Source organism: Nocardia sp. NPDC051900, assembly GCF_044452545.1.
GTDB classification, from domain to species: domain Bacteria; phylum Actinomycetota; class Actinomycetes; order Mycobacteriales; family Mycobacteriaceae; genus Nocardia; species Nocardia sichangensis.
Map to the genome: position 1 here is coordinate 231,185 of NZ_JBITBU010000004.1, position 20,613 is coordinate 251,797.

The window sequence follows — 20,613 nt, forward strand, 5'->3', positions numbered from 1 at the left end:
CCGATCGGCGCCGGATATGTTATTGCGGGTACTGGGTGATGGCCCACTCCGAGCCGGTCCTGCGTGCGGAAAGTCTGCGCGTGGGTTCCACGAATTCGACGACCGGTTCGTCGGTGTCCGACAGTGTCACGCCCAGCCGGCCGTTGCCGAAAGTCGCGCCGGTGAGGCCTTGCACACAGTCCACGAGATGGCCGTCGGCCCGGATATGGACCCGGAGCGCGGGATTTCCCAGCCACAAGTCGTGGTTCTGCACCAAAGTGGCCGCCAGCGCTCCGGTTTGGCCGACGCGAGCGCAGCGCTCGCCGTGGAAATTGTAGGCGGGGCGGGCCAGCACGGCGGCCAGTGTCCGGTGGTCGAGCTGCCGTTCGACGAACCGGCGATCCAGCCGCCGCGTGGACGGCACGCACTCCCAGCGCCAGTTGTACCTCTTGATGTCGAGCACCGGTGAGTTGTCCACGAAATCCAGCCACTCGAAAGAGATTTCGGTGCCTCGGATGTCGAGCACCCGGCTCAGGGTCATGCCCAACAGGTTGGGCCTGCACGACGACCGGATCGAGAAGGCGCCCTGCGCGTGGCGCGTGCCCGGGCTGCCCGTCAGCACCTCGGGATCGGCCAGATGGAACACCGCGATCACGTAAAGGTGATCACCCGGCTCGATTCCGTCCAGCGCCGCCAGATACCGTTCATCCAGCACCACCCGGGACGGAAGCCCTTCGGAGGGAACGTCATCGATCGTCGGCGCGGCGCAGCGCACCACGCCGATCGGGGCGAAAGCGGGCAGGGTCGGGGCAACCGGGGTCATGCTGTACTCCTGGGATCAGTGGAATTCGGACGCACCAGCGGGCAGCCGCGCGTATTCGCGGCGGATCAGATCGGCGATCACCGCGTCGGGCGCGGGTTCCCTTCGCTATCGCTGCCACCCGCTCCAGCAACGCGGCGGCTCCGTCGAGGTCACCGCGGGCGGTTGTGCACCGCGCGATGTTCACCGCGAAGTGCAGCTGCTTACCGGTGAGATATCGGTGGCCGTATTCCGAGGCCAGTCTGTGACAGGTGTCCAGCGCGGCGCGTAACCGGCGCTCGGCGGTGTCGTGGTCGCCGTCGTGGAATCGCAGCAGAGCGAGCACGGGCAACGCCTCGACGCGAACGACGGCGGTCAGTTCCCGATCCGGCCGCGGCAGGTGCGCGCCGATCTCGTCCATCGTGTCGATGCCTTTGGAACGAGTTGCTGTCCTCGCCGGGAAGCGGCTGCGGGCCCGGCTTCCCGGTATCGGATGAGTCTGGCCGCGCGGGCACGAAAAATCTGTCCGACGATCGGAGGACAGATCACACCGAACTCGGTGCGCGCCGCCGTACTCGGTTTGCTACCTTGAACGTCGTTCAAGTTCTAGGCGGAGGGTTGTCGTGGAGGGTGTCGAGAACTCTCGGGAGCCGAGGGCCGGTGTTTCCGCGCGGGATATGGCGCAGATCGCCGTCTTCGCGGCGCTGATCGCGGCGCTGGGCCTGCCGGGCGCCATCACCGTCGGGTTCAGCGGTGTGCCGATCACGGTGCAGACCCTCGGCGTGATCCTGGCCGGTGCGGTGCTCGGGGCGCGCAAGGGAACGGCGGCGGTTCTGGTTTTCCTGGCGCTCACGATGATCGGCGTGCCGCTGCTGTCCGGCGGCCGTACCGGTCTGACGGCGCTGGCCGGTCCCAGCGCCGGGTACCTGATCGGCTGGATTCCCGCGGCGCTGTTCATCGGGCTCGGCACCGCCCGCATCCTGCCGAAATACCCGATCGTGCTCGGTCTGCTGATCAACGCCGTCGGCGGTCTGCTGATCATCTATTTGTTCGGCACCGTTGGCCTGCTGCTGCGCACCGATCTCGGCGTGCGGGCCGCCGTCACCACAAACTTCGCGTTCATTCCCGGCGACCTGCTCAAAGTCGTCGTCGCGACCGTGGTGGCCAAGGGAGTGCACCGCGCCTATCCCGGTGTGATCCGTGCCTAGTCCCGAACTCGGCGGCGCGGCCGACGCGCCTGCCGTCGACTTCGGTGGCCGCCGCTTCACCTACCGCGAACTCGACCGTGCGATCGAGCGGTGGATCGCCGACAACCCGGACGAGCACGTCTACGACGCCTCGGCCCTGCCGGTTCCGGACGCGCTGATCCGCGTCTGCGCCGCGGCCCGGCGCGGCATCCCGGTCTTCGTCGAGAATCCCGCCGCGCGCCCGCACCGTACCGGCATCCCGGCTGGGGCGTTCCTGCTGGTGGCGACCTCGGGCTCGACCGGCCGTCCCCGGCCGCTGGCGCGCACGGCAGCCTCCTGGTACGACAGCTTCCCCGCGTTCACCGCGATCACCGGTGTGGGGGCGTCCGACCGCGTACTGATCACCGGTCCGTTGCACGCGACCATGCATCTGTTCGGTGCGTTGCACGCGTTGTGGCGCGGCGCGTGCGTCACCGACGACCGGTCGCGAGCCACCGTGGTGCACGCGGTGCCCGCCGTACTGCGTGAGGTGGTGGCTGCCTGCCCGCGCCTGCGCACCGCGATCGTCGCGGGCATCGCGCTCGACGACGGTGCGCTGGCGGCGGCCGGCCGCGTGGATGTCGTCGAGTACTACGGGTCCTCGGAGGTCTCGCTGGTGGCGGCGCGCCGTGTTCCGGAGCCGATGCGGCTGCTGGACGGGGTCGAGGCCGAGGTGCGCGACGGACTGCTCTACGTCCGGTCGCCCTACCGCGTGCTCGGCGCGCCCGACTGGTTCGGCGTCGGTGACCTCGCCGAACTGGGCCACGACCGTGAACTGACCGTGCTGGGCCGGGGCGACTGCGCGATCAACGTCGGCGGCACCGTGGTGGTCGCCGAAGAGGTGGAGCGCGTTCTCGAAGCGCTCGACGGCGTCGCCGCGGTGGCGGTGATCGGCTCGCCGCACGCGGTGTTCGGGGAAACCGTCACGGCCGCGGTGCAGTTGGACGGACGCGCCGGGCTCGACGAGGTGCGGTCGCGAGCACGCCGCGTGCTGGCGAAGGAGGCGATGCCGCGCCGGTGGGTGCCGCTGCCCGCATTGCCGCGCACCGCCGCAGGGAAGGTGGCCAGGGGCGAACTGAAAGACTTGCTGGCATGAGCCCGGTTCCCGTCCTGGTAGCGCCGCGCCGCACGCCGATCGGCAACGCGGGCCACGGATTGTCCGATCTGACCATCACCGACCTGGCCGCTCCCGTGCTGCGCGAGGTGCTGACATCGCTGCGCGGCGCGGGCATCGACGCCGACGTGGACGACGTGGTTCTCGGCAACTGCCTCGGGCCCGGCGGTGATCCCGCCCGGGTCGCCGCCTTGCGTGCTGGGCTGGGCGTGCACGTTCCGGGCGTCACCGTCGATCGGCAGTGCGGTTCGGGCCTCGACGCGGTGATGCAGGCGGCGTTGCGGGTGCGCAGCGGCGCGGACGAACTTCTCCTGGCCGGCGGGGTCGAATCGGCCAGCACCGCCCCGTGGCGCTTCTGGCCGCCCGCGGCGGACGCCGAGCCGGTGCGATACACCCGCGCCCCCTTCGCGCCACCGGGCTTTCCCGATCCGGACATGGGTGCGGCCGCCGACGATCTCGCGCGAGCGCGCGGCATCAGCCGGGAGCGGCAGGACGCCTACGCGGCCCGCTCGCACACGCTCGCCGCGGCCGCCGACTTCACCGCGGAGATCGTGCCGGTCGGCGGCGTGCACCGGGACGAACGCATCCGGGAGGGAATGACCGCGGCCCGGCTCGCGCGCCTGCGTCCCAGCTTCGGCGTCGACGGCACCGCCACCGCGGGCAATTCCTGCGGCATCTCCGACGGGGCGGCGGCCATGGCGGTCACCACCGAGGCGATGGCCGCCGGGCTGCCCGCTCTGCGGATACTCGGCTGCGCGGTCGCCGGATCAGACCCGGCGTACCCGGGCCTCGGTCCGGTACCCGCGATCCGAAAACTGCTGCGTCGGACCGGTTTCGGTGTAGCGGACCTCGGCGTCGTCGAGATCACCGAAGCCTTCGCGTCGGTGGTCCTTGCGGTCGCCGACGAGCTGGGCCTGGACGAGTCCACGATCTGCCCGCAGGGCGGCGCCATCGCGATGGGGCACCCGTGGGGAGCGTCCGGGGCCATCCTGCTGGTGCGCCTGGCGAGTCAGATGCTGCGTGCGGACGGCCCGGCGCTCGGCCTCGCGGCTTGCGCCATCGGCGGCGGGCAGGGGATCGCGGTCCTGGTGGAGCGAGTGTCGTGAGTGAGATCGTCTTCGACTCGGTGAGTCACCGCTTCGGCGAGCGAAAGGTGCTGCGCGACATCGACCTGCGGATCACCGAGCGCCGCGTGGGCGTCATCGGGTCGAACGGTTCCGGCAAGTCGACGCTGGCGCGCATGATCAACGGCCTGCTGACGCCGAGTTCCGGCACGGTCACGGTGGACGGTGTCGACGCGGCCCGCAAGGGCGCGCAGGTGCGACGGAAGGTGGGGTTCGTCTTCACCGATCCCGACACCCAGATCGTCATGCCCACGGTCGCCGAGGATCTCGCCTTCTCACTGCGGCGGACCGGCCTGAGCAAGCAGGAGATCGCGGCGCGCGTGCGGGAGATCCTGGAACGATTCGGGCTCGCCGGTCACGCCGAGCACCCCGCCCACTTGTTGTCCGGCGGCCAGAAACAGCTGCTCGCCCTCGGCGCGGTCCTGATCCGGCGACCGGAGGTGATCGTCGCCGACGAGCCGACCACTCTGCTGGACCTGCGCAACGCCAGGGTCGTCGCCGACGCGCTGGACGCGGTGGATCAGCAGGTGATCGTCGTGACGCATCAGCTGTCGCTGTTGGAGAGCTTCGAACGCGTCATCGTGATCGACGACGGGGCGGTGGTGTTCGACGGAACGCCCGGCGACGCCCTCGCGGCATACCGGGCGTCGGTCGAATGATCGGCCTGTACCGTCCGGGCGATTCGCCACTGCACCGGATACCCGCCGGGGTGAAGCTGGTGCTGCTGCTGGCGTCGATCGTGGCGACCACGGTATTCGTGCGCACTCCACCGCAGGTGCTGGCCACCGGGGCGGTGGTGGCGGGACTATTCGCGGTAGCCGGGATTCCGTGGCGGGTCGCTGTGGCCCAACTGCGTCCGCTGGTGTGGATGCTGTTGGTCATCGCGGTTTTCCAGGTGCTGATCACCTCGCCCGCGCGGGCCGCGGTGGTGTGCGGCTTGCTGGTGGTCTCGGTGGCGCTCGCGGCGCTGTTCACCCTCACCACCCGGGTGAGCGACCTGCTCGACGCCGTGACCCGGTGGCTCGGACCGCTGCGGCGGGTGGGTGTCGATCCCGAGCGGATCGGCCTGCTGCTGGCGCTGGCCATCCGGTGTGTCCCGCTGCTGGCGGGGATCGTGCACGACGTCGCCGAGGCCCGGCGCGCTCGCGGCCTGGAATGGTCGATGACGGCGCTGGTCACGCCGGTGCTGGTACGCGCGCTGCGGACGGCCGACGCGATGGGCGATGCCCTCGCCGCCAGGGGAGTGGACGATGACTGAACTGCTCGCCGCGCGGATCGCTCGGCGGGCCGCGGCGAATCCCGCGGCGAGCGCCGTGGTCTCGGGACGCGAGGTGGTCGACTACGAGCGGTTCTGGTCGAAGGTCCTGCGCACCGCCGCCGGGCTCGACGGCATGCGCCGGGTGGCCGTGCTGCCCACGTCCGATGTCGAATCCCTGGTGACGGTGACCGCGGCGATGCACGCCGGGGTGAGCGTCGTCCTGCTGCACCGCCATCTGCTGCCCGATCAGTTCGGCCGTGTCCTCGCGCTGGCCGAGCCGGGAGCCGTCGTCGCGGCGCCGCACCAGCACCGGCGGTTGCGGCGGCTGGGATTCGACGGCGTCGTACGGACCGCCGCCGCGTTGGCATCCGATGCTCCGGCGGCCGGGGCGCGACCGGAGGCCGAACTGTTGGTGGGCATCACCTCCGGCACCACCGGTGAGCCGAAGCTCTTCGTGCGCGATCAGCGGTCGTGGGCCGCCACGCTGGATCGCTCCGATGCCACCTTCGATATCGGCGCCGGAGACCGGGTCTCGGTGCCCGGCGTGCTGGACCACACGCATTTCCTCTACGGCGCGTTGCACGCCTTGACTCGCGGTGCGACGGTAGACCTGCGACCGGTGGTCGACGCACTGAACGACGGTGCGACCCAACTGTATTCGGTGCCGACGATCGCGTGGGACGTGGTGCGGGCGGGAATCGGCCAGGTCGGCGGCGTCCGGGAGGTGCTGTCCTCGGCGGCCCGGTGGCCGCTGGCGGGACGGCGAGCGTTGCGGGAGGTCCTGCCGAACGCCTCGCTCGTGCACTTCTATGGTGCGTCCGAGCTGAGTTTCGTGTCCTACGACCGTGGGCTCGGCAGTGCCGACGAGAAGTCGGCGGGCGAACTGTTCTCCGGTGTCGAGGCGTGCGTCCGCGACGGCCTGGTGTACGTGCGCAGCGACATGCTGTTCGACGGCTACCTCACCGCGGACGGCGTGGCAGGCGGTCCTGTCGACGGCTGGATGACGGTGGGCGACCGGGGCGAGGTGATCGGCAACCGCCTGCGGCTGTTCGGCCGGGACAGCGAGATGTTGATCCGGGCGGGCCTCAACGTGGAACCCGCCGCCGTCGAAGCGGCGCTCACGGCGATACCGGGTGTCGCCGAGGCCGCCTGCATCGGCGTACCCGACGCGCGCATGGGGGAAGCGCCCGCGGCGGCGATCGTGCTCGGCGCGGGCGCACCGGAAGCCGACGAGATCTGGCGGCGGCTGCGCGCGACCTTGCCGAGCCCGAGTATGCCGGTGCGGATTCTGGTCGTGGACCGGCTGCCGCGTACGCCGCGGGGCAAACTGGATCGGGCGGCGCTGGCCTCGACGTTGGCCGCGCACCGCCGTGTCGGCCGCCCTGAGGTCGATCGCTGATCACCGGAGCGCGAAGGGACGGTGGTACGCGCTCGTCACCGACCGCGCGGCCCCTCAGCTCCGCCGGGATGTGACCCCCTTCGCCGGGCCACCGAAGCGCAATCCTCTGCGCCTCATGCGACCTTCCCTTGACCGGGACGATAATCGTCGCGGCGCCGTCGACGTGGAAGCCGACGGCACACAGATCACCGCGACGCGTCTATCCGACGATCGGCGGGCTGATCCACCGCCGGGGCCGAGCTGCTCGATTCCGCCGACGACGTACCGAACCACGTCAGGTAGAACAGGATCGCCAGCGCGCCGAGCGCGCCGAGGATCACGATGCCGGACGGCAGCGGGTGCGTTGCCATCGGCACGGCGAAGAAGCGGATGCACAGCAGCACGCCGGTGCAGACGCCGACACCCATGGCCACGATCCGGACGCGCTGCTGATCCCAGCCCCGATCCGGCTCGCGCAGCACGGATTCCACCGTCAGGCACAACGCCGCGCCCACGACCAGGTCGATGCCGTAGTGCGCGCCCAGGCCGAGCGTCGCGACAAGCGTGCACACCAGCCAGAACGCCCCGCCCCAGCGCAACCACAGCGGGCCGCGCCGGGAGTGGATGAACAGCGACAGCGCCCAGGCGGTGTGCAGCGACGGCATGCAGTTGCGCGGCGTGATGCCGTCGAAGCGCAGCGCGTCGATCGAGGACGGAACGGTCGGAACGACGTCCGGCCAGACGTCGGCGATCTCGAAGCCGAGTCCCTGCGGTCCGTAGGCGAGCACCGGCCCCACCACCGGGAAGACGACGTACCAGATAGGCCCGACGAGGCCGAGGGTCAGGAACGTGCGCACCAGGTAGTGCCGTGGCCACGCGCTGGTCGTCACGCCGCGTAACTGCCAGGCCGCGACCAGGACTGCCGCCAGCGGAAGCTCGAAGTACACCCAGCGCACCACACCCGTCGCCAGCGGTCCCGCCACCTCGAGCGTGTGCCCGACCAGCCAGGACGGGCTGCCGAGGGCGCGATCGGCGACTTGTACATACGGATCGAGGACTGTCGGGCAGGCCCACGCGGTGATGTCCAGCCAGATCTCGCTGATCTTCGTCGCCGCGACCAGCAGCGCGCCGAAGGCGATGGTGCGCAACGCCGTGCGGCGTCGTTGTCCGTCCCACCGCACGAACGCGAGCACCGCCAGTGCGGTGAGCACGATGGTCGGGCCGTTGCCGACCGTGAACGGACGCCCCTCGGCCGTCCTGATCAGGACGAACACCAGGTCGACGCCGATCGCCGCGGCGACGGCGCCCAAGCGTGCGCGCGCCGTGATCCCGACCAAGGCCAGCAGGAATCCCGCCCACGGTGTGGTCGCCGACTTCGGTGTTCCGGCGTAATCCCGCAGCAGGCTGGTCAGCGGGCCCAGCGCCCCGATGTGCGCGGCCATGAGTTCGCCGCCGATCAGCGCGACCACGATGGCCGCGATACCGCACCACACGACCATCGGCCGGAACCGACGCTCTCGGAGCTCTTCGATACCCACTCGCTCGCCCGGTGGGGTCAAGCTCCCTCGCACGTCGTTCACAAGCACCGCAACATCGTAAACACGGCATTAACGGCATATGTACGCGGAGATGCCCGCGCGCTGGCGGGAGCGCGCCGTCCGGGTCCGGTCAGTGGAAAACGGCTGGGGTCGATCCTTTTTCGGGGACCGCGGTGCTGACGCGAGCGGCGGTGACGGTCCGCTACGGGATCGACGCGTCGGCCAGCGGAGCGTGCCGCTGCCAGGGACGGATCTGCTCCAGCTGTGCGGCGACCGCCAGCAACGTGGTTTCGCCGCCGGGCGCCGCGGCGAGCTGCACACCGATGGGCAGTCCGGTGTCGGACTGCCCGGCGGGAACGGAGATCGCCGGGTAACGGACCGTGTTGAACGGCGGCGTGAAGGGAATGAAGCGGGATACGTCGAGCAGGGTGCCCGGAAACCCCTTCCCGGCGAAGGTTCCGACCGGAACCGGCGGGGTCGCCAGGGTGGGCGTGAGCAGAAGATCGTGCTCGGTGAACCACGCGGCGAATCGTTCGGACTGCCGTGCCGGGGGAGCGTCGGGTACACGACGCATCCGGCCGATCACGCGTCCGGCCCGGGCCACCTTGCGGGTCAGCGGTTCCAAAAGGTCCGCGCTCAGGTCGGTGGTGTCCTCGGCGACGCCGGCGAAGTAGCGGGCGAGGAAACCGAGCGCGTCCTGTGGTCGCCACGGCGGAGCCACCTCGGTGACGGTGTGGCCCGCCGCACGCAGCGCTTCGGCCGCCGCCAGCATGGCAGTGCGCACCTGCGGGTCGACGGAGGCTCCGAGAACCGGTGGCCGAGCGGTCATGCCGATTCGCAGGGTCCGCTGGGGTGCGGCCGGTGCCAGGTAGCGGTCGTCGGCCGTGAGCACCGCCAGCAGCAAGGCCGCGTCGGACACCGTGGTGGCCAGCGGTCCGAACGTCGACAAGCCGAGCCAATTGGAGCCGAGTTCGGGAGGCCGCGCGATGACGCCGTCGCCTGGCTTCAGGCCGACGAGCCCGCAACAGGACGACGGGATGCGGATCGAACCGCCGCCGTCGGAACCGATTGCGAGCGCCGCCATTCCAGCGGCGACCGCCGCGGCGCCGCCGCCGGTGGATCCGCCCGGAGTGTGCGTGAGCAGCCACGGGTTGCGGGTGATGCCGTGCGCGACGCTCTCGGTGACCGGCCACTGACACAGCTCGGGCACATTGGTCTTGCCGATCAGCAGCGCGCCCGCGGCACGCAACCTGCGGACCAGCTCACTGTCGGACTCGGCCGCGGTCTGCCGCGCCGCGCGCGAACCGTGGCCGGTCACGCACCCGGCGAGGTCGAGATTGTCCTTCACCGCCACCGGAACTCCGGCGAGCGGGAGGTCGGCGAGATCGCTACGGGTGGCCAGGGCGCGGGCTTCGCGGCGCACCTGCTCGTGGCGCACGATGCGGAAGGCGTTGATCCGTGTATCCAGTGCAGCGATGCGGGCAAAGTGCTCGTCGGCCACCTCCAGCGGGGATACCTCCCGGCTCCGAACTCCCGCCGCGATTTCTCCCGCCGACGCGCCCACCCATGTCATCGCAACCTCCTGGTACCTCTGGTTGCGACGACCCGGGCTGTGCCGCCACCGGCCTTCGTAACTCGTGGCTCACGGTAATCGTCGATCTGTGACACCACAATGACCAGCGCCTTGTCGTTCCCGCGCATCGGAACGGGCGGCGGGGCGAGTGATCCACGCGGGGTCGTCGCGGTCCGCCGCCGGCAGCGGACGGCGACGAACCCGTGAACGCGTCGAGCGGTCAGGTCGTGCGATACGTGCGGGCGACGAGTGCCGAGCGCAAATACCACAGACCCGACGGCTGCGACGGGTCGAATCCGGTGAGCTGTCCGATCCGTTTGAGCCGGTAGTCGACGGTGTTGGTGTGCACGTGCAGCACGCGAGCCGTGCGCTGCCGGTTGAGGTTGTTGGCGATGTGCCGTTGCAGCGTCTCCAGCAGTTCCGGGTGCGCGTCCAGCGGATCCAGCAGCGAGCCGAGGTACTCGCGGCCGGGCCCCGGTCTGGTCAGCTGATATTCCAGCGCCAGCTCGTCGAAGCGGTACAGCCCGGCCACCGCCTGCAATCGCTGCACCATGTCGAGCAGTTCGTGCGCCTGGTCGGCGGCGGTGGGAATCTTCTCGGGGGTGGCCTCGACCATGGTCGCGGTGACGCCCACCTGCGCGGCGTGCGACAGCTGGGTGACCAGGGCGTCGAGCTGCTCGTTGTTCAAGTGGCCCGACGGGATGAGCACCGTGCCGCCGTCCACGCTCAGCAGCGACAGCGCGGCCTCGCCGCAGCGCGTTGCCAGCTCGGCCTGGACCCGCCGCAGTTTCCTGCGGGCGACGACCTTGCCGTCGACCATCGGATTGCGCTCCTCGCGGTGCGGCGGAATCGCCACGGCCAGAACGGCGTACGAGGAGGCGATGGCGATGCCGCATTCGCGCGCCATGGTGGAGGTGCTGTGCCCGCCGAGCAACGCGGAGGTCAGCGTGTGCACGGCGGTGTGGTGCTCGCTGACCACCGCGCGCAGCTCGCGGACGTAGGCCATGGAGACCGCCGAGTTGATCATGTCGAGCATCTCGACGACCATCTTGGCGCCGTCGACGAGGTCGTCGTAGTCCTTCATCGTCGCGTCGGACACCACCAGCTCCAGGCCCATCTTGAAGCCTTCGTGGATCGAGTGGTGGATGGTGTCGATCGGTACTCCCTCCCGCGCCCATCCCGCGGCGGCGTCGCCGAGCCGCTGGAGTTTCTCCGGGAGGTCTTTACCGTCGAGCATGCTCACCGCCAGCTCCAGGCAGACCCGGGTGATGGTGGTGACGTCGCCTGCGATGGCGTCACCCGGTAGGGTTCCGCACGGGATGACGTTCTCGACGAAGTGGCCGACCATCTGACGCGATAGCCCGCGAACGTCTTTCAGTGGCGACGACATCGGCTTTCCCGACAGGGTCAGGCTCGGCCGGGCCGAACTGTCGACGGACATTGGCGACTCCCTTCCGCCCACGATTGCTGTGCAGCGCATTCACACTAATCTGTTGATCTCTTTCGCGGACTCGATCGACGGGTTCTGTGAGAGCGAGTGAGACCGTCCGGCAGGGAGTTGTGAGCGGTCACAGCAGCTGGACGTGCGACCGATTTCCGGTGACCACCTGCCCATTTCCGGCTCGGCCCACCGGCTCGCCGCCGGCTGCGGAGCGCAGCCGGTTCGGTCGTTGCCGCGAGGCGCGGCCGACATGCCGGTAGGATCACCCGCGCCGGTCATGGCCATGTAACCAGGGTCTTGTCCGGCACGTGTCGTGTCCTGGATGGTGTGCAGTGCCCATCTGTCGCGCACGCCACGGCGGAAAGGCAGTGATGACGCAACGATAGGGGCAGGGCGATGACACCGGCTCTGAGATGTCTTGTCTGGGAAGTGGACAACACCTTGTGGGACGGTGCCGTGTGCGACGCGACCGTCGGCGCGTTGCGGCCCGCCGCGCTGCGCACCCTGCGCGTGCTCAGCGAACGCGGGATCTGGCATGCCGTGGCCAGTCGCGGCGAGCGTGAGTGGACGCTGGACAAGCTGTACCGGCACGGCGTCTACGAGATGTTCTCGGCCGTCGAGATCGGCTGGGGCCCCAAATCTTCGGCGATCGTCCGAATCGCGCGCACGCTCGGCCTCGGACTCGACACCATCGGCTTCATCGACCACGAGCCGGTGGAGCGCGCCGAGGTGGCCCGTGCGCTTCCCGCCGTGCGGTGTTATGCCGCCCGGAATGCCGACGTCCTGCCGGTGCTGCCCGATTTCCGGTCCGTCTTGCGCACCGGGCCCGCGCCGACGCCGCCGCTCGGCTTCGCCCGGGTGCCCGTGCGCTGAGTGCGTAACGCGCGGCGCGCCGACGGAATCGGCGGCCGAGCCGTCCGCTGCGGCTCGGACTTCCCAGCGTCGCGAGGTTCGCGCGGCAGCCGTATCGTTCTGGCCGGCACTACGATATGCGGTGGATCCAGCGGCGATAGGTTCTCACCATGAAGTGCTACGGCGTGACCGCCAACGACGCCCAATCGTGGACCGCGATCGCCAACGGTTTCGTTCCGATGGACTACCGGTACGGCGATCCCGAACGGTGGTACTCGGGCATGACGGTGCAGGAATCGACCGCCTACCGGTTGTTGCGCTGGGAGCAGCGCGGAACGAGTACCTCCTATCGCACCCGGACCAACATCCGCCACGGTCCGTGCGACGACTTCTATTGGGTGGTCATCCCCGAACGGGGCGTGTACTCGGTGCGCTATCGCGGCGAGGAGACGCGGGCGCGGGCGGATCAGGCCGCGGTGACCGCACTCGACGACCTGTGCCAGATCCATATCCCGCTCTTGTCCGCCTTCGCCATCCAGCTGCCCCGGGCCGAACTCGATCATCGCGCGGGACCGCTCGCCGAACGCGGCATGACGATCGACCTGAACTCCGGACTCGGCCGGATCACCCAGGCCATGATCCGCAGCACCCACGCCGAGCAGTCGAACCTCTCCGACCACGAGTTCAACGCGGTTTGTGACCGGATCGCCGAATTGCTGAGCCTGATCTCGCTCGGCGAAACCCATCCGCAGCGCGGTCATCACGCTCAGGTCGTCGCGCAGATCCGGCAGTACGTGCGCGCCAACGTCGGCCGGGACGACGTCCGCCTGCCCGCGGTGGCGCACGCGCTGGGCTGGTCGCCCCGGCAATTGCGCTCGGTGCTGCAGCAGGTCGGCACCACCTATCGCGACGTGCGGCGGGAGGAGGCCCTGCGCGCCGCGCGCGATCTGCTGGACGATCCCACCCGGGAGGATCCCATCCGCGAGTTGGCGATTCGCGCCGGATTCACCCCGGCGTGGTTCTCCGCGGCGTTCAAGGCCCGTTTCGGCGAGACGCCGCGAGAATTCCGGCGGCGCCGAGCGGCGGAGCGCGCCGAGCCGGATGCGGCCGGTGCGCTGAAACGAGGCGGATCGAAATCAGCAGGGCAACAGGCTGATCGGGAGCCCGCGTAGCCGGGACGGATCGGCGGTCACCTGGTATCCGGCCACCCGGTCGCCGTGCACCGTGACGGTGAGCGCCAGCAGCAGCCTGCCGCGCGGGGCGACGACGATACCCGGGTGACCTTCCACCAGCGCGAGCGCCGCCACCTGCGAACGCCTCTGCAGCAGCACGGTTTCCGCGGCGACCGACCCCGCGCCGCGCACGGTCGTGGCCACTCCGGCGGGGAGCGCGGCGGCGTCGGCCGTCCGGACCACGTCGGGCGCCAGGACGGACAACAGCCCGTCGAGATCGCCACTGCGCGCCGCGCGCAGGAACGCCTCGACGACATGCCGCTGCGCGGCGAGCTCCGGGCCCGCCGTGACATCCACGCCCCGCACGCGCTGCCTGGCTCGGCTGGCCAGCTTCTTGGCGGTCGGCGCGGTGCGGCCGACGATCGGCCCGATCTCGTCGAACGGCACCGCGAACAGGTCGTGCAGGACGAACGCGACCCGCTCGTCGGGGCCGAGCCGGTCCAGCACCACCAGCAACGCCCGGCCGACCGACTCGATCAGGACCGCCTCGCGCTCCGGCTCGTTCTCCTCGGCGCCGCTGTCGAGCCGCGGCGGGTGGTCGAGCGGTTCCTCGCGCCGCGCCGCCCTGCCACGCAGCATGTCCAGGCAGATCCGGGACACGACGGTGGTGAGCCAGCCCGGGAGGTTGCGCACGTCCTCGACGTCGTGGCGGGCCAGCCGCAACCAGGTCTCCTGCACCGCGTCGTCGGCCTCGCTCGGTGAGCCGAGCATGCGGTAAGCGACCGCGTGCAGATGGTCGCGCTGCACCTCGAATTCCCGCGCCAAGCCGTCTTCGGTGGGCATCGGTCACCTTTCCGCTCTGTGGTCCGTCATCGGGATGACGGATTCGACAGCTCACAGGTGACCGTCGTCCGGGCCGGGCGCGGCACCTGAGGAAAGGGTATTGACATGGACATCGCCTACGTCGTCGCCACGGTGCTCGCGGCCGCGGCCGCCTTGCTCGCGGCCGGTATCGATGTGGTCCGCGCCGAGTGGGTGCGGACGAACATGCGCGCCTACGGAATCCCGGATTCGTGGCTCACGCCCCTGGCCGTGGTCAAGGCGCTCGGCGGGGCCGGACTGCTGGCCGGTCCGGCGTTTCCGCCGATCGGTGCGGCCGCGGCGGCCGGGTTGGTGCTCTACTTCGTGGGCGCGGTGCTGACCGTGGTCCGGGCGCGGCACTACACACACATCGGATACCCGCTGCCGTATCTCCTGCTGGCCGCCGCCTCGCTCGGACTCTTCGTCGCGTCGTAGGCGAGAAGACCCCCTACCCGGCGAGGATGAACGAAGCCGCCTGCTCGCCGATGAACACCGCCGGTGCGTGCGTGTGCCCGCGGATGATGAGCGGCATCACCGACGCGTCGGCCACCCGAAGCCCTTGTACGCCGCGCACTTCCAGCCGCGGGTTGACGACGCTGGCGGTGTCGGTGCCCATGCGGCAGGTGCCGACCGGGTGGTAGAGCGTGTGCGCGTAGGAGTTGAGGGTCAGCTCGAGCACGGCTTCCGGTTCCGCCGGCGCCTGCGGCGGGTAGATCAGCGGGCCGAGGACCGCTTTCATCGACGGCTCCGCGGCGATGGCGGCGCACACGCGCAGCCCGGCCATGATGGCGGCGCGGTCCGCGCCCCCGGAGTCGGACAGGTAGCGCGGATCGATCAGGGGCTTGGCGGACGGGTCCGCGTCGGACAAGGCGATCCGGCCTCGGCTCTGCGGGCGCAGCAGCACCGTCGCCAGGATCACGCCGTGTTCGGTCGGGTCCTGCAGTCCCTCGTAGTAGAACGGCGCGGGCGCGAAGACCAGCTCCAGGTCGGGGAACTCCAGATCCGTCCTACTGCGGATGAACCCGTACGCCTCGCCGACGTTCGAGGTGAGCATGCCGCGATGCCGGATGAAGTAGTCCAGCAGTTGGCGCGGCTTCTCCGCGTCGAACAGCGAATCCTCCGCGACGCCGTAGCCGATGCCCGCGACCAGGTGGTCCTGCAGATTCGCGCCCACCTCCGGCGCGTGGTGACGCACCTCGATGCCGTGGCGGGCCAGTTCGTCGCGGTCGCCGATACCGGAGAGCATCAGCAGTTGCGGGCTGTTGATCGCGCCGCCGCACAGCACGACCTCGCGCCGCGCGGTCACCGTGTGCGTGACACCGCCCTGGCGGTACTCGACGCCGACGGCGCGCGTGCCGTCGAACAGCACCCGGGTGGCGAGCGCTTCGCTGCGGATCGTGAGGTTCGGACGACGCAAGGCGGGCCGCAGATAAGCGTCCGCGGTACTCCACCGACGGCCCCCGCGCTGGGTGACCATGGTCTCGGTGAACCCGTCCGGCTGCGGCCGGTTGGGCGGCTCCACCTGGTAGCCCGCCTCCTGGACCGCGGCGAGGTAGGCGGCGGTGAGGCCGCGCGGGCTGCGCTGGCGGGAGACGTGCAGCGGACCTTCGGTGCCCTCGTCGGGATACTGGGCGTTTTCTACGCGTTCGATGCGCCGGAACTGTTCGACGGCCGCCGCGAAGCCCCACTCCGCGCCCGCCAGCAGCGCCCACTCGTCGTAGTCGGCGCGGAAGCCGCGCACCCACATCATGGCGTTCATCGACGACGAGCCGCCGAACATCTTGCCGCGCGGCCAGTAGATCTCGCGGTTCTTCAGCTCCGGCTGCGGCTGCGTGAGGTAGTCCCAGTCCACCTCGGAGCGGAACAGTTTCGCGAACCCGGCGGGGATGTGCGCGAATTTGTTCTTGTCCGGCGGGCCCGCCTCGAGCAGCGCCACCGTGGTGCCCGGATCGGCGCTGAGCCGATTCGCCACCACCGCGCCCGCCGATCCCGAACCGACGACGACGTAGTCCGCGGAAAGCTCACCAGATTGCACTTTTCCCACTCCGATCTGCACCGACTACGGCAAAGATACGAGCAAGCACGCGCCGTGCGGCCCGGTTTCGGGTAACCGGCTCGAAGTCGTCCGGCATTGTCCGCGCTACCGCAGGATCAACAGCGCGGAGGCCTCGATCCGGTCGGCGATCTCGGAGTACGACCCGTAGCCCATGCCCGCGCGCACCAGCGCGCCCGCGTAGAGCAATTCCAGCGACTCGACCACGTCGGGGTCCGGGTCCGGACCGAGGGCGCGGATGATGCGCTTGCGGATCTCGGCGCCGATGCGTCCGCGCAGATGCTCGACGTCGGGATCACGGCCGAGCAGCGCGCTGGTGACCGCGCCGGAGAGCTCCTGCTCGTCGGCCACCAGCATCGCGATGTTCCGCAGTTCGGCGACCACCCGGACGGTCGGGTCCGGGTCCTCGCTGACCGGCGACGGCGAGGCGATCAGCCGCCGCCAGAAGATCTCGGCGACCAGATGCTCCTTCGATGAGAAGTAGGTGTACGCCGTGGCCGTCCCGAGCCCGGCAGCCGCGGCGACCATCCGGATGGTCATGCCCGCGAACCCTTCCCGCGCAAGCACTTCCACCGCCGAGCGGGTCAGCTTGTCGACGGTGTCGGCCTGTTTGCCGGAGAGCCTGCGGCGAGTCGCCTCGAGAATGACGGAATCGGGTTCGGACATGTGTCTGGATCCTACTAGGCGGATTGGAACGGTTCAGTTCTTGGCCGCCGCGATACCGGCCCGGCGGCCGTAGAAGCTGCCGTCGCCCAGCGACGCGCCGCTGACGTAACCGCCCGCGCACAGGCCGGAGGTGCACCGGCCCGCCGCGAACAGCCCCTGGATCGGCTCCCCGGAGACGTGCAGCACCCGGGAATCGAGGTCGGTACGCAGTCCGCCGAGGGTGAAACCGGCCGTGAAACCGCGCATGTCGAACGCCGCCACCGATCCGCGCAGCGGGCGCAGCCATTCCGGCTTCTTGCCCAGCAACGGGTCCTCGCCGTTGGCGGCGTGCAGGTTGTAGCACTCCACCGTGGCCTGCAACGCCTGGCCGGGCAGGCCCATCTCGGCTTCCAGCTCGGCGATGGTTTCCGCCACCCAGGTCGGGGGCTGGCGGAAGAACGGCGTCGAGGTCTCGGTGGTCAGCGCCTCCTCGTAGGACGCCTCGTCGATCACCAGGTACGCCTGGTTGTCCTGCTGGATCAGCGTCGCCTGGCCGATCCGGCCGGGATAGGTGTCCTCCTGGATGTAGCGCTGGCCGCGCCCGTTGACCAGGATGCCGCGCGCCAGCAACTGCGGGTCACCGAAGAAGGCCACCTCGGTCGCGTCCATGTGCGCCAGCTGCGCGCCGAGCGCCTGCGCCAGCCGGATGCCGATGCCGTCGTGTTCCTCGATCGCCGCGGCGGGCCTGCCGATCAGTCGTGGCGCGTAGCCTTCGATCATCTCCTTGTGATAGGCGAAGCTGCCGGTGGCCAGCACGACGCCGCGTTCGGCACGGATGGCGACCGGCTTGCCGTAGCGGCGGGCGAGCACGCCGACCACGCGATCGTCGTCGTCGACGATCAGCCGCGCGATCCGCATGTCGTACTCCGCGCGCACGCCCAGCGCTTCCGCGGTGTCGGCCAGCGGTTTCATGAGCATGTAGCCGCCGCCCTTCTCCCCGGTGCGCTTGTCGGCCATCTGCGGAACATGGCCGCGCGGAGCGGGTCCAGCGATCGCGTTGAAGGGCGCGGCGTTCTCGCCGCCGGAGTACATCAGCCCCTCGTCGTGCGGCGGCTCCCACCCCGGCTCGCCCCAGAACGCCTCGCGGAACGGCACGCCGCAGGACACCAGCCAGTTGAAGTGCTCGACGCTGCCGCGGGTGTAGTCGGCGATCTTCGCCTTGTCCACGCCGGGCCCCAGCGCCGCGAGCAGGAAGGTCTCCATGTTCTCGGGGGTGTCCTCGAAACCGAGGGCCTGTTGCAGCGGTGTGCCGCCGCCGAGGTAGATGAATCCGCCCGCCAGGGCGGCGGCGCCGCCCCAGCCGCCGGTGCGCTCCAGGACCAGCACGTCCGCGCCTGCGCGGGCGGCCTCGATGGCGGCGCAGACGCCCGCGATGCCGTATCCGGCGATGACGACGTCGGCGCGGTGGTCCCAGTTCTCGACTCGGCTGGCGCGCAGGGGGCGGATGGTGGTGGCGTCGGACATGGTCAACGGATCCTTCACTGCTCGGCGGGCGCGGACTGCGCGCGGGCGGCCTTCTTCTGCTGCGCCACAATCGTGCCCACCAGGATGTCGAGTTTGGTGCCGTTCGGCCAACCTACGTAGTGGCACAGGAACACCGCGATCTCGTGCAGCTGGTCTTCGGTGAGTTCGCCGTTGCGCAGCGCGGCCCCGATCTGGATGCCGGCGGTGTCGATCGCGCCCTGCGCCGCCAGCGCGCCGAGCAGCAGCAGCCTGCGGTCGCGGATGGTGAGCCCGGGCCGCGACCAGATGTCGGCGAAGAGGTGGTCGGCGGTGACGGCGAAGTGGGCGCCGGGGTACTCCTGGAATTCCGTGCCGTAGACCTCGGCCATCTTGGCCAGCCCGCGCTGCCGCGCGGAGTCGCCGGAACCGTTGTCGCTCATGAGGATTGCCTTTCCGATACGGAGGTGCCGGTCCCGACGCCGAGGCCGGGGCCGAGCCGGTCGAGTGCGAGTTCGGCCAGCGGCAGCGCGGTGCCGAGCCGTTCGCCCAACTCCAGGGCGAGACCGAGGTCCTTCTCCCCGAGGTCGCGCACGTGCCGCAGGATCGGCAACCAGAAGTCGCCGTCCTGGATCGGGGCGGTGGTGTCGCGCAGCATGATGGCGCCGGGCCCTCCGGTGACCGCGTCGGAGTGCCGTACCACCTTGCCGAGCGCGGTGAGGTCGAGACCGGCCGCCTCGGCCAGCCGTTGCGCCTCGGTGGCCGCGGTGAAGGAGACGAAGTGCAAGAGGTTGCGCGCCAACTTCATGCGCGTGCCCGCGCCGACCGGCCCGGCGTGCACGATCAGGTCGGCGAAGCAGCCGAACGGTTCGCGCACCTGCTCGAACGCCGCCGCGCTGCCGCCGACCATGACCGCGAGCGCGCCGCGGGTCGCGCCGGGTGCGCCGCCGCTGATCGGCGCGTCCACCAGTTCGACGCCGCGCTCGCCGCAGACCGCGCCGAGTTCCTCGGCGGTGCGGTCGCTGATCGTTGAGTGCACGGCGACCACGGTGCCCGGTGCTGCGGTCCGCAGCAGGCCCTCCGGTCCGGTGATCACCTCGCGCACCTGGGCGTCGTTCACCACGGTGATCGAGATGACGGTGGCCTGTCGGGCCAGCTCGGCCGCCGAGGCGACAGCCTCCGCTCCAGCCGCGAGGAACGGCTCGACCGCCTCGGGCCGCATATCGCACACCGTCAGCCCGCCCGGCCACTCCAGCAGGCGCTCGGCCATCGGCGCACCCATGTTGCCGAGGCCGAGGAATCCGATGCGGGCGCTCATGATCGCACGATCTGTCCGCCGTCGACGTTGAAGATCTGCCCGGTGACCCAGCTCGCCTCGTCCGACAGCAGATACAGGCAGGCGCCGACGAGATCCTGCGGAGTGCCCATCCGCTTGAGCGGCAGGCGTTTGACGATGTCGTCGACGATCACGTCCGGGGTGACCGACCTGGTGGCGTCGGTGTCGATCGGACCCGGCGCGATGGCGTTGACGCGGATGTTCGATCCGCCCAGCTCGAAGGCCAATTGCTGGGTCAGGCCGTTGACGCCGGTTTTGGCCAGCCCGTAGAAGCTGGAATACAGCCACGCGGCGGTGGAGGACTGGTTGACGATCGATCCGCTGCGGCGTTCGGACATGTGCGGCCAGACGGCGCGGGTCATGACGAGCGCGCCGTCCATGTTCACGCTCATGAACTTCTTGTAGTAGTCCCACGGCACGGTCAGCAGCAGGTTCAGCTTCATCTCGCCGTAGATGGCGGCGTTGTTCACCAGATGGTCGATGGCGCCGAATTCGGCGACGGTGAAATCGGCGAGCGCGGTAGCGGATTCGGGATCGGACACGTCGACCTGCCCGAACACGGCGGTGCCGCCGTCGGCGACGATCTTCTCGACCACCGCCGCGCCGCCTTCGGCGTTCTTGTCGGCGACGACGACGTTCGCGCCTTCGGCGGCCAGCGCCTGCGCGTAGGCGGCGCCGATGCCCTGCGCGGCGCCGGTGACGATGGCGGATCTTCCCGTGAAACGGGCCATGGACTTCAGCTCCTCTGTGTTGTCCCGCGACGG

21 protein-coding genes are annotated in these 20,613 nt (G+C 70.2%); 9 read left to right on the top strand and 12 right to left on the bottom strand.

The annotated features are described in order from the left end of the window. Window positions 1-19 precede the first annotated feature (19 nt). Together ACIA5H_RS08045 and ACIA5H_RS08050 are read right to left on the bottom strand one after the other, a co-directional pair. Window positions 20-802, bottom strand: a complete 783-nt coding sequence (locus ACIA5H_RS08045; protein WP_397074733.1) for a TrmO family methyltransferase — start codon at window positions 800-802, stop codon at window positions 20-22. After that, on the bottom strand, window positions 726-1,199 hold the full coding sequence (locus ACIA5H_RS08050; protein ID WP_397074735.1) for a tetratricopeptide repeat protein: 474 nt from the start codon (window positions 1,197-1,199) through the stop codon (window positions 726-728). The genes ACIA5H_RS08045 and ACIA5H_RS08050 overlap by 77 nt, the downstream gene beginning before the upstream one ends. A 202-nt stretch (window positions 1,200-1,401) precedes the next feature. Here ACIA5H_RS08050 and ACIA5H_RS08055 point away from each other — a divergent pair, with 202 nt between their 5' ends. The 6 genes from ACIA5H_RS08055 to ACIA5H_RS08080 are packed head-to-tail and all read left to right on the top strand — an operon-like array spanning window position 1,402 to window position 6,899. Further along, window positions 1,402-1,986, top strand: a complete 585-nt coding sequence (locus ACIA5H_RS08055) for a biotin transporter BioY (RefSeq protein ID WP_397074737.1) — start codon at window positions 1,402-1,404, stop codon at window positions 1,984-1,986. Beyond that, entirely contained in the window at window positions 1,979-3,100 is a 1,122-nt protein-coding gene (locus tag ACIA5H_RS08060; RefSeq protein WP_397074739.1) for a class I adenylate-forming enzyme family protein, read from the top strand. The genes ACIA5H_RS08055 and ACIA5H_RS08060 overlap by 8 nt, the downstream gene beginning before the upstream one ends. After that, window positions 3,097-4,224 carry a thiolase family protein gene (locus ACIA5H_RS08065; protein WP_397074741.1) on the top strand — a complete coding sequence of 376 codons (1,128 nt, stop codon included), beginning with the start codon at window positions 3,097-3,099 and terminating at the stop codon, window positions 4,222-4,224. Before ACIA5H_RS08060 ends, ACIA5H_RS08065 begins: the two co-directional genes overlap by 4 nt. Further along, entirely contained in the window at window positions 4,221-4,901 is a 681-nt protein-coding gene (locus ACIA5H_RS08070) for an ABC transporter ATP-binding protein (RefSeq protein WP_355078365.1), read from the top strand. The genes ACIA5H_RS08065 and ACIA5H_RS08070 overlap by 4 nt, the downstream gene beginning before the upstream one ends. Then, window positions 4,898-5,500 carry an energy-coupling factor transporter transmembrane component T family protein gene (locus tag ACIA5H_RS08075; protein WP_397074744.1) on the top strand — a complete coding sequence of 201 codons (603 nt, stop codon included), beginning with the start codon at window positions 4,898-4,900 and terminating at the stop codon, window positions 5,498-5,500. Before ACIA5H_RS08070 ends, ACIA5H_RS08075 begins: the two co-directional genes overlap by 4 nt. Then, entirely contained in the window at window positions 5,493-6,899 is a 1,407-nt protein-coding gene (locus tag ACIA5H_RS08080) for an AMP-binding protein (protein ID WP_397074746.1), read from the top strand. The genes ACIA5H_RS08075 and ACIA5H_RS08080 overlap by 8 nt, the downstream gene beginning before the upstream one ends. Window positions 6,900-7,084: 185 nt before the next feature. Here the strand turns inward: ACIA5H_RS08080 and ACIA5H_RS08085 are convergent, their stop codons facing one another. From ACIA5H_RS08085 to ACIA5H_RS08095, 3 genes are all read right to left on the bottom strand, one after another. Next, on the bottom strand, window positions 7,085-8,377 hold the full coding sequence (locus tag ACIA5H_RS08085) for a DUF5933 domain-containing protein (RefSeq protein WP_397075047.1): 1,293 nt from the start codon (window positions 8,375-8,377) through the stop codon (window positions 7,085-7,087). A 241-nt stretch (window positions 8,378-8,618) separates the two neighbouring features. Then, window positions 8,619-9,989: an amidase gene (locus ACIA5H_RS08090; RefSeq protein WP_397074748.1), complete on the bottom strand. Its 1,371-nt coding sequence runs from the start codon at window positions 9,987-9,989 to the stop codon at window positions 8,619-8,621. A gap of 220 nt (window positions 9,990-10,209) precedes the next feature. Then, window positions 10,210-11,430: a helix-turn-helix domain-containing protein gene (locus ACIA5H_RS08095; protein ID WP_356968133.1), complete on the bottom strand. Its 1,221-nt coding sequence runs from the start codon at window positions 11,428-11,430 to the stop codon at window positions 10,210-10,212. Window positions 11,431-11,826: 396 nt separating this feature from the next. Between ACIA5H_RS08095 and ACIA5H_RS08100 the strand changes: the two genes are divergently transcribed. Both ACIA5H_RS08100 and ACIA5H_RS08105 read left to right on the top strand, forming a co-directional pair. Continuing rightward, entirely contained in the window at window positions 11,827-12,303 is a 477-nt protein-coding gene (locus ACIA5H_RS08100) for an HAD-IIIC family phosphatase (protein ID WP_379255530.1), read from the top strand. Window positions 12,304-12,452: 149 nt separating this feature from the next. Beyond that, entirely contained in the window at window positions 12,453-13,454 is a 1,002-nt protein-coding gene (locus ACIA5H_RS08105) for a helix-turn-helix domain-containing protein (RefSeq protein WP_379255532.1), read from the top strand. Here the strand turns inward: ACIA5H_RS08105 and ACIA5H_RS08110 are convergent. Continuing rightward, window positions 13,419-14,297 (bottom strand): sigma-70 family RNA polymerase sigma factor, encoded by an 879-nt coding sequence (locus ACIA5H_RS08110; protein ID WP_397074751.1) that lies wholly within the window; start codon window positions 14,295-14,297, stop codon window positions 13,419-13,421. The genes ACIA5H_RS08105 and ACIA5H_RS08110 overlap by 36 nt on opposite strands. Before the next feature lie 105 nt (window positions 14,298-14,402). Here ACIA5H_RS08110 and ACIA5H_RS08115 point away from each other — a divergent pair, with 105 nt between their 5' ends. Further along, complete coding sequence (locus tag ACIA5H_RS08115) at window positions 14,403-14,750, top strand: DoxX family protein (protein WP_379255535.1); 348 nt, start codon at window positions 14,403-14,405, stop codon at window positions 14,748-14,750. A 13-nt stretch (window positions 14,751-14,763) separates the two neighbouring features. On the opposite strand, the gene ACIA5H_RS08120 is transcribed toward ACIA5H_RS08115, so the two are convergent. The 6 genes from ACIA5H_RS08120 to ACIA5H_RS08145 all read right to left on the bottom strand — a co-directional run bounded on the left by ACIA5H_RS08120 (window position 14,764) and on the right by ACIA5H_RS08145 (window position 20,580). Beyond that, complete coding sequence (locus ACIA5H_RS08120) at window positions 14,764-16,350, bottom strand: GMC family oxidoreductase (RefSeq protein WP_397074753.1); 1,587 nt, start codon at window positions 16,348-16,350, stop codon at window positions 14,764-14,766. Window positions 16,351-16,455: 105 nt separating this feature from the next. Then, window positions 16,456-17,034: a TetR/AcrR family transcriptional regulator gene (locus ACIA5H_RS08125; RefSeq protein ID WP_397074755.1), complete on the bottom strand. Its 579-nt coding sequence runs from the start codon at window positions 17,032-17,034 to the stop codon at window positions 16,456-16,458. Window positions 17,035-17,067: 33 nt separating this feature from the next. Then, entirely contained in the window at window positions 17,068-18,537 is a 1,470-nt protein-coding gene (locus ACIA5H_RS08130) for an FAD-dependent oxidoreductase (RefSeq protein WP_379255538.1), read from the bottom strand. A 14-nt stretch (window positions 18,538-18,551) separates the two neighbouring features. Then, window positions 18,552-18,956: a carboxymuconolactone decarboxylase family protein gene (locus tag ACIA5H_RS08135; protein ID WP_379255540.1), complete on the bottom strand. Its 405-nt coding sequence runs from the start codon at window positions 18,954-18,956 to the stop codon at window positions 18,552-18,554. Then, entirely contained in the window at window positions 18,953-19,831 is an 879-nt protein-coding gene (locus tag ACIA5H_RS08140; protein WP_397074758.1) for an NAD(P)-dependent oxidoreductase, read from the bottom strand. Before ACIA5H_RS08140 ends, ACIA5H_RS08135 begins: the two co-directional genes overlap by 4 nt. Continuing rightward, the gene (locus tag ACIA5H_RS08145) at window positions 19,828-20,580 is read right to left on the bottom strand and encodes an SDR family oxidoreductase (RefSeq protein WP_355078351.1); all 753 of its coding nucleotides are present in this window, start codon (window positions 20,578-20,580) and stop codon (window positions 19,828-19,830) included. The genes ACIA5H_RS08140 and ACIA5H_RS08145 overlap by 4 nt, the downstream gene beginning before the upstream one ends. Window positions 20,581-20,613: the final 33 nt, after the last annotated feature.

Coding starts and splice junctions, on each gene's coding strand:
- ACIA5H_RS08085 (WP_397075047.1), bottom strand. CDS start 8,377: ATGGTCGTGTGGTGCGGTATCGCGGCCATCGTGGTCGCGCTGATCGGC.
- ACIA5H_RS08140 (WP_397074758.1), bottom strand. CDS start 19,831: ATGAGCGCCCGCATCGGATTCCTCGGCCTCGGCAACATGGGTGCGCCG.
- ACIA5H_RS08080 (WP_397074746.1), top strand. CDS start 5,493: ATGACTGAACTGCTCGCCGCGCGGATCGCTCGGCGGGCCGCGGCGAAT.
- ACIA5H_RS08135 (WP_379255540.1), bottom strand. CDS start 18,956: ATGAGCGACAACGGTTCCGGCGACTCCGCGCGGCAGCGCGGGCTGGCC.
- ACIA5H_RS08115 (WP_379255535.1), top strand. CDS start 14,403: ATGGACATCGCCTACGTCGTCGCCACGGTGCTCGCGGCCGCGGCCGCC.
- ACIA5H_RS08075 (WP_397074744.1), top strand. CDS start 4,898: ATGATCGGCCTGTACCGTCCGGGCGATTCGCCACTGCACCGGATACCC.
- ACIA5H_RS08130 (WP_379255538.1), bottom strand. CDS start 18,537: ATGTCCGACGCCACCACCATCCGCCCCCTGCGCGCCAGCCGAGTCGAG.
- ACIA5H_RS08145 (WP_355078351.1), bottom strand. CDS start 20,580: ATGGCCCGTTTCACGGGAAGATCCGCCATCGTCACCGGCGCCGCGCAG.
- ACIA5H_RS08125 (WP_397074755.1), bottom strand. CDS start 17,034: ATGTCCGAACCCGATTCCGTCATTCTCGAGGCGACTCGCCGCAGGCTC.
- ACIA5H_RS08050 (WP_397074735.1), bottom strand. CDS start 1,199: ATGGACGAGATCGGCGCGCACCTGCCGCGGCCGGATCGGGAACTGACC.
- ACIA5H_RS08065 (WP_397074741.1), top strand. CDS start 3,097: ATGAGCCCGGTTCCCGTCCTGGTAGCGCCGCGCCGCACGCCGATCGGC.
- ACIA5H_RS08110 (WP_397074751.1), bottom strand. CDS start 14,297: ATGCCCACCGAAGACGGCTTGGCGCGGGAATTCGAGGTGCAGCGCGAC.
- ACIA5H_RS08105 (WP_379255532.1), top strand. CDS start 12,453: ATGAAGTGCTACGGCGTGACCGCCAACGACGCCCAATCGTGGACCGCG.
- ACIA5H_RS08090 (WP_397074748.1), bottom strand. CDS start 9,989: ATGACATGGGTGGGCGCGTCGGCGGGAGAAATCGCGGCGGGAGTTCGG.
- ACIA5H_RS08100 (WP_379255530.1), top strand. CDS start 11,827: ATGACACCGGCTCTGAGATGTCTTGTCTGGGAAGTGGACAACACCTTG.
- ACIA5H_RS08045 (WP_397074733.1), bottom strand. CDS start 802: ATGACCCCGGTTGCCCCGACCCTGCCCGCTTTCGCCCCGATCGGCGTG.
- ACIA5H_RS08095 (WP_356968133.1), bottom strand. CDS start 11,430: ATGTCCGTCGACAGTTCGGCCCGGCCGAGCCTGACCCTGTCGGGAAAG.